At 72.7% G+C, this 6,331-nt stretch carries 10 protein-coding genes; 4 read left to right on the forward strand and 6 right to left on the reverse strand.

What is annotated here, in order from left to right:
• The first annotated feature begins 8 nt into the window (after positions 1-8).
• Positions 9-410, forward strand: a complete 402-nt coding sequence (locus tag AC162C_RS08020; protein ID WP_484097094.1) for a GlcG/HbpS family heme-binding protein — start codon at positions 9-11, stop codon at positions 408-410.
• On the opposite strand, the gene AC162C_RS08025 is transcribed toward AC162C_RS08020, so the two are convergent.
• The 3 genes from AC162C_RS08025 to AC162C_RS08035 are packed head-to-tail and all read right to left on the reverse strand — an operon-like array spanning position 386 to position 2,954.
• On the reverse strand, positions 386-1,366 hold the full coding sequence (locus AC162C_RS08025; protein ID WP_484097095.1) for an NAD-dependent epimerase/dehydratase family protein: 981 nt from the start codon (positions 1,364-1,366) through the stop codon (positions 386-388). The two genes, AC162C_RS08020 and AC162C_RS08025, sit on opposite strands and share 25 nt — an antisense overlap.
• Entirely contained in the window at positions 1,363-2,535 is a 1,173-nt protein-coding gene (locus tag AC162C_RS08030; RefSeq protein WP_484097096.1) for a cysteine desulfurase-like protein, read from the reverse strand. Before AC162C_RS08030 ends, AC162C_RS08025 begins: the two co-directional genes overlap by 4 nt.
• A complete protein-coding gene (locus AC162C_RS08035) occupies positions 2,532-2,954 on the reverse strand; it encodes an OsmC family protein (RefSeq protein ID WP_484097097.1) in 423 nt (140 codons plus the stop codon). Before AC162C_RS08035 ends, AC162C_RS08030 begins: the two co-directional genes overlap by 4 nt.
• 41 nt (positions 2,955-2,995) lie before the next feature.
• Between AC162C_RS08035 and AC162C_RS08040 the strand changes: the two genes are divergently transcribed.
• Genes AC162C_RS08040 through AC162C_RS08050 form a run of 3 tightly spaced genes read left to right on the forward strand, consistent with a single transcriptional unit; the run spans position 2,996 to position 4,234 of the window.
• Complete coding sequence (locus tag AC162C_RS08040; RefSeq protein WP_462973803.1) at positions 2,996-3,190, forward strand: hypothetical protein; 195 nt, start codon at positions 2,996-2,998, stop codon at positions 3,188-3,190.
• On the forward strand, positions 3,187-3,732 hold the full coding sequence (locus AC162C_RS08045) for a mismatch-specific DNA-glycosylase (protein ID WP_484097099.1): 546 nt from the start codon (positions 3,187-3,189) through the stop codon (positions 3,730-3,732). Before AC162C_RS08040 ends, AC162C_RS08045 begins: the two co-directional genes overlap by 4 nt.
• A gap of 10 nt (positions 3,733-3,742) precedes the next feature.
• Positions 3,743-4,234 (forward strand): NUDIX hydrolase, encoded by a 492-nt coding sequence (locus tag AC162C_RS08050; protein WP_462973767.1) that lies wholly within the window; start codon positions 3,743-3,745, stop codon positions 4,232-4,234.
• Here AC162C_RS08050 and AC162C_RS08055 read toward each other — a convergent pair.
• The 3 genes from AC162C_RS08055 to AC162C_RS08065 form a co-directional block, all read right to left on the reverse strand.
• Complete coding sequence (locus AC162C_RS08055; protein WP_462973768.1) at positions 4,231-4,683, reverse strand: SRPBCC domain-containing protein; 453 nt, start codon at positions 4,681-4,683, stop codon at positions 4,231-4,233. The two genes, AC162C_RS08050 and AC162C_RS08055, sit on opposite strands and share 4 nt — an antisense overlap.
• On the reverse strand, positions 4,680-4,994 hold the full coding sequence (locus AC162C_RS08060; RefSeq protein ID WP_462973769.1) for an ArsR/SmtB family transcription factor: 315 nt from the start codon (positions 4,992-4,994) through the stop codon (positions 4,680-4,682). Before AC162C_RS08060 ends, AC162C_RS08055 begins: the two co-directional genes overlap by 4 nt.
• 89 nt (positions 4,995-5,083) lie before the next feature.
• Positions 5,084-6,331: NAD+ synthase (locus AC162C_RS08065; RefSeq protein ID WP_484097098.1), on the reverse strand; the 1,248-nt coding region annotated here is incomplete at its 5' end.

Here is a 6,331-nt window from a genome sequence, read left to right on the forward strand (position 1 = left end):
ATCGCGTGGTGACCCACGACCGTGCGCTCGCGGCGATCCGCGCCGTGCTCGAAGCCGCCGCCGGGCCGGTGTCCGTGGTCGTCGCGGACACCCACGGCGAGGTCGTCGCCGGGCTCGCGATGGACGGTGCGGCCCGGGATACGTACGAGAACGCACGGCGCAAGGCGTACACGGCAGCCCGGAGCGACGTGTCGACGACGGGTGCGCTCGCCGACAAGGTCGGAGGTGCGCCGACCGAGCTCGCGAGCTTCGACCCGCAGTTCTCCTTCTTCCGCGGGGGCGTGGCCGCGTTCGACGGCACCGTCCGCGTCGGCGCCGTCGGGGTGAGCGGGCTGCCGGGGCCTGACGACGAGGCGCTCGCCGCGACGGCGATCCGTGCCGCGGGCTACGAGCCGCCGGCCGGGCTCTGACCGCCCGCGCGCCACGCGGCCAGCAGCTCGCGCTCGCGCTCGGCGGTCAGGCCGACGCCGTCGACGGGCTCCGCATGCGCGAGCGCTCCCCGCACCGTGTCCTCGAGAGGTCGGAGGCGCAGGCCGGCAGCGTCGGCACGGGACACGTCCACGTCCATCAACGACCCCCACTCCGGGTCGTGCGTGTCGACCCACAGCGGGAGCTCCATCCACTGGCCGACCTCCCGCTCGACGAGGAACCGCTCGTCCACCTCGACCGCCTGCGCGTCGCTCCCCGAGACCGACCGGGACGCGTCGAACACGTCGCGCATCGTCCACGATCCCGTCGCGTTGACGGGCCCGACCGCCGTCGCATAGAGCATCCACGATGCGAGGTCGCGCACGTCGACGAGCTGCACCGGCCGGTCGAGCGGCCCCGGAACGAGCACGTCGCCGCCGCGTGCGACCCGGTGCGGCCAGTACGTGAAGCGCCCGGTCGGATCCCACGGGCCGACGATCAGCCCCGCACGGACGTGGAGGGCGCGGTCCGGGAAGGCCTCCTCGACCACGGCCTCGCACGCTGCCTTCAGCGCGCCGTACGCCGCCTGCACGTCCTCGGTGGCAGGGTCGTCGAGCGTGGCCACCGGGCCGGCCTCCGTCATCGAGGCGCCGAAGGACGCGTAGACGGAGACGCTCGAGACGAACACGTAGCGGTCGACGGCCTCGGCGAGCAGCTCCGCCGACTGCCGAACGATGCGCGGCACGTAGCCGCTCGTGTCGACGACGACATCGAAGCTCCGGCCGCGGAGCGCGTCGAGGCCACCGTCGCGGTCGCCGACGAGGCGCTCGACGTCGGGGTAGAGCTCGGGATTGGTCTGCCCGCGGTTGAAGAGCGTGACCTCGTGCCCGCGCGCGAGCGCGGCCTCGATCACGGCCCGTCCGACGAACTTCGGGCCCCCGAGGAGGAGGACCCTCACAGCAGGTCGCCGAGGCCCGCGAGGAGACGGTCGATCTCCTCGGCGGTGTTGTAGTGCACGAACCCTGCGCGTACGGCTCCGGACTCGGGATCGAGCCCGAGGCGGCGCATCGTCTCGAGTGCGTAGTAGTTCCCCCACCACACGGCGACGTCGTGTCGGTCTGCGAGGTGCCTCGCCGCTTCCGCCGGCGTCGTCCCGGGCACGTTGAAGCAGAACGTCGGCACGCGTCCCTCCATCGTCGGGAGCCCGTAGAGCTCGATCCCGTCGGGCAGCCCGGCGAGGAACCGCTCGCCGAGCAGCCGCTCGTGCGCGACGATCGTCTCCCAGCCGAGCCCGTCGAGGTAGTCCAGGGCGGCGACGAACCCCGCGAGCAGCTCGTGCTGCAGTGTCCCGAGCTCGAAGCGGCGGCCGACGGGCTCGTCGGCCGAGGGGCGCACCTTGTACGGGCGCCACGCCCGCAGCACCTCCTCCTTCCCGCAGGCCATGCCGAGATGCGGCCCGAAGAACTTGTACGGCGAGCAGAGGAGCACGTCGACGTCCCACGCGCCGACGTCGATCGGGCCGTGCGGCGCGTAGTGGACCGCGTCCACCCACGCGAGCGCCCCGGCCTCGTGGGCGAGGTCGGCGACGGCGCGGACGTCCGGTGCGGTGCCGACCGAGTTCGCCGCGGCCGGGAAGGCGACGACGCGCGTCCTCGACGACAGCGTGTCGCGGAGCCCTTCGAGATCGAGGGAGAGGTCGTCGCGGACGTCCACCCAGCGGACGACGATCCCGACGTCGTCCTGCAGCGCGAGCCACGGCGCGACGTTCGCGTCGTGATCGAGGCGCGTGACGACCACCTCGTCTCCCGGCTCCAGGTCGCGCGCGAGCGCGCGCGTGAGCAGGAAGTTGAGCGCGGTCATGCTCTGGCCGAACGCCACCGTGCCGGGATCACAGCCGAGGAAGGCGCCGGCGCGCCCGTGCGCGCGCTCGACGAGGGCGTCCGTGCGTTGCGACGTCCCGTACGGCGCTCCGACGTTCGCGTTGTCCTCGCGCAGGTACGCGGTGATCGCGTCGATCACGGCATCCGGGCACTGCGTCCCGCCGGGGGCGTCGAGGAACGCGAGCGGACGCTGCAGCGCGCGGTAGCCGTTGCGGACGCGGTCGACGTCGAGCAGCGTCGCGCTCACACCACGACCGTGCCGTTCACGGTCCACGTGTAGCGCGGAGCCACCGTCAGGGACGCGCCCACGAAGCAGTCCCGCTCCGCGCTGGCGAGCAACCCGCGCAGAGTGTCGTCGTCCACGGGTGCGTCCGTGGTGACGCGCACAGCGACGTCGATCTCCACGAAGGCGAAGCGACCGTCCGACTCGCGGCGTGTCACGGTCCCGCTCGCCTCGGCCTCCGCCGCGACGGGGATCCCCGCCCGTTTGGCGTGGAAGCGGAGCGCGGTCAGCGAGCAGCGTGCGAGGCCGGCGAGCAGGAGGTGCTCGGGCGTCCAGGCCTCGCTCTCGTGGGGGAGCGGACTGCCCCCTCGGTCGCTCGTCGCCGTCCAGTCGGCGTCGAGCGAGACGCCGAACGAGAACACCCGTGCGCGAACGGTGGCCATGCGCGCACCATACCGTCCGGACCGTTGCCTACCGTGCCGCCATGCAACGGCTGCGTTCACTGACCGAGGCGGAGTGCTACCTCCGCTGCTACGGCTGGGTGGGCAACCGCGAGGACTCGATCAGGATCCTCCACCCTCATGCCGCCGACGACCACGAGGGTGCCGCGGTGCTCTTCGAGCGGATGCGACGGGAGTACGAGGAGCAGATCGCAGCGCGGGAGGCCGAAGCGGCCTGAGCGTCACGCCGAGCGCAGTTCCCGACGTTCTCGCGCCGGGGCTGGACGTCGTCTTCTGTGGGATCAACCCGGGCCGGGTGTCCGCGGCGGCCGCCGCGCACTTCGCGAACCCGCGGAACGACTTCTGGCGGCTGCTCCACGCGGCGGGCTTCATGGACCGGCAGTACGCCCCGGACGAGCAGTTCGCGCTGCTCGCGCTCGGGATCGGGATCACGAACGCGGCGTACCGGACGACGAGGGGCTCCGGCGACCTGCGTCGGGCTGACTTCGAGGGCTCGGCGCGACGGCTCGAGGCGATCGCGGCCGACCTGCGTCCGCGCGTGATCGCCTTCGTCGGGAAGGAGGCGTACCGCGGTCCCTTCGGCGAGCGACCCGAGCACGGGCTGCAGGGACGCGTGCTCGGGGCCACGCGCCTGTTCGTCCTGCCGTCGACCTCGCCCGCGAACGCCGCCGTTCCCTGGGCGGAGCGGCTCCGCTGGTTCCGGGCGTTGCGGCGGCTCGTCGACGAGGAGACCGGGGGCGCTCGCCTCGGCCGCCCGTAGGCTGCCCGTGATGGGCGGGCTCCGTCTGCGACCGGCGGTGCGCGCGATCGTCGTCGACCCGGACGATCGCGTCGTGCTCGTCCGCTTTCGCTTTCCCGACCGCGTGGTCTGGGCGACGCCGGGCGGTGGGATCGAGCCGGGCGAGGCGGAAGAGCACGCGCTCGTGCGCGAGCTCGACGAGGAGCTCGGCCTCGGCCTGTCGCCCGGCGAGCTCGGCCCCGTCGTGTGGACGCGGACGCACGTCGTGCCTCTCGGTGGTGGCCGGTGGGACGGCCAGACCGAGCGCTACCGCCTCCAGCGGGTCTCCACGCCGTTCGAGCTGCGGCCGCGACTCACGCGCAGCGAGCTCCGCGCCGAGGGCGTGACGGCCGTGCGCTGGTGGACCCAGGCCGAGCTCGGAGCGGCAGCGGGAACGCTGTTCGCGCCGACCAGGCTGCCCGAGCTGCTGTCGGAGCTGCTGCGCGACGGGCCGCCGCCCGAGCCGGTCGACGTCGGCGTCTAGGGTTGCGCGAAGCGCTTCTCGAAGCGCCCGAGCACGTGATCCCATCCCGTCGTGTAGCCGGCACGCATCTCGGCGGGGTCGGGGATCCGCTCCCAGCCGCGATGCTCGAGGTCGACGCGCGTGCCGCCGTCCTCCGGCGTGAACCGAACCTCGATCTCCGTGCCGAGCCGATCGGGGTTCACCTGCCAGGCGATCACGAGCCTCGTGGGCGGCTCCCACGTGAGCACGGTCGCCCAGCGGCAGCGATCGCCGGCGAGAGAGAGCTCGTAGACCTCTCCGCCCGCGCGCTCCTCCCACACGACCTCGCGGACCTCGCCCGGGTTCAACGAGTGCGTCTCGACCGGCCACCACGTGCCGATCTCGGTCGTGAAGACCCGGAACGCCCGCTCCGGCTCGCACTCCACGTGTACCGACTTCGTGATCGCGGCGACGGTTGCCGTCTCGCTCATCTGTCCCGTCCTCTCTGCTCGGCCGCCTCTGCGAAGCGGTCGAGCGCCTCGTCCCAGAAGCCCTCGAGCCACGTGCGCAGCTCGTCGAGCCCCTCGGGTGTGACCTCGTAGACGTGCTTCGTGCCCTCCGCGCGATGCGACACGAGCCGGGCGTCGCGGAGCACGCGGAGGTGCTGCGACACCGCCGGGCGGCTGACAGGGAGCTCCGCCGCGAGCGCGGACACGGTTCTCGGGCGTCGGCGCAGGAGGTCGAAGATCCGCCGGCGAGTCGGGTCGCCGAGCGCGTCGAGTGCTATTTCGTAAGTTGACACTTACCGTAAGTTATCACTTACGGAGTGCCTGTCAAGACGTCGGGTCGATCCGCGCCCGATCGCACGGGGCCGTACGGGCGCTGGTCGCTTCAGCCGTGCCAGCGGCTCGTGATCGGCGGCCGCCAGTCCCGTCCGAACGCGCGGGGCCGCAGCTTCACGCCCGGCGGCGCCTGGCGCCGCTTGTACTCGGCCCGGTCGACGAGCGCGAGCGTCCGCTCGACCGTCGACGGGACGAACTCGGCGAGGAGCTCCTCGCGCGAGCGGTCGAGCTCCACGTACGCCTCGAGCACCGGGTCGAGCTCCTCGTACGGCGGCAGCGACTGGTCGTCCCGTTGGTCGGCACGGAGCTCGGCCGTCGGCGCGCGCTCGATCGTGCTGACCGGGATCCGCTCCCGGCCGGACCGCTCGTTGAGGTAGCGCGCGAGACGGAACACGTCGGTCTTGAACACGTCCTTGAGGAGGGCGAAGCCTCCCACCATGTCCCCGTAGAGCGTCGCGTAGCCGACCGCCATCTCGGACTTGTTCCCCGTCGCGACCACGAGCCAGCCGTTCGTGTTCGAGAGCGCCATCAGCATCGTGCCGCGGATCCGCGCCTGCAGGTTCTCGGCCGCCAGCCCCGCGAGCCCTCCGAGCGCCCCGTCGAACACCTCGACGACGGTCTCGATCGCGATCTCGCGGAAGTCGACGCCGAGGTTCTCGGCCAGGGCGCGCGCATCGTCCCGCGTGCCCTGCGACGAGTACCGGGAGGGCATCGACACGGCGTGGACGCGCTCCGGCCCGAGGGCGTCGACACAGAGCGCGGTCGTGAGCGCGGAGTCGATGCCTCCGCTCACGCCGATCACGACGTCGCCGAAGCCGTTCTTCTCCACGTAGTCCCGCACGCCCGTCACGAGCGCACGACGCATCTGCTCGAGGTCGTGCTCGAACGGCACGACGTGCGCGGCGGTGCCGGCGGACGCCGTGCGCGGAGGGGAGAGGTCGACGACCTCCACGGGAGCCCGAACGCCGCGGGCGCGGTCGAGCTCCCGCCGCCGCACGTCCCGCAGGCGCCGCCCGATCGCCTCCGTCGGGTCGAGGTCGACGAGGAGCAACGCCTCCTCGAAGCCGGGTGCGCGGGCGATCACCTCGCCCTCGTCGTCGAGCACGACGGAGTGCCCGTCGAAGACCAGCTCGTCCTGGCCGCCGACGAGGTTGCAGAAGGCGAGGTAGGACGCGTTGTCGCGGGCGCGGGTGACGAGCATCTCCTCCCGGTCCTCGGCCTTGCCCACGTGGAACGGTGATGCGGACAGGTTGACGAGCAGCTGCGCGCCGGCGAGTGCGAGGTCGGTCGCGGGCGG

The sequence above is a fragment of the Gaiella sp. genome (assembly GCF_057140465.1).

Coding starts and splice junctions, on each gene's coding strand:
- AC162C_RS08050 (WP_462973767.1), top strand. CDS start 3,743: ATGGGCGGGCTCCGTCTGCGACCGGCGGTGCGCGCGATCGTCGTCGAC.
- AC162C_RS08035 (WP_484097097.1), bottom strand. CDS start 2,954: ATGGCCACCGTTCGCGCACGGGTGTTCTCGTTCGGCGTCTCGCTCGAC.
- AC162C_RS08055 (WP_462973768.1), bottom strand. CDS start 4,683: ATGAGCGAGACGGCAACCGTCGCCGCGATCACGAAGTCGGTACACGTG.
- AC162C_RS08040 (WP_462973803.1), top strand. CDS start 2,996: ATGCAACGGCTGCGTTCACTGACCGAGGCGGAGTGCTACCTCCGCTGC.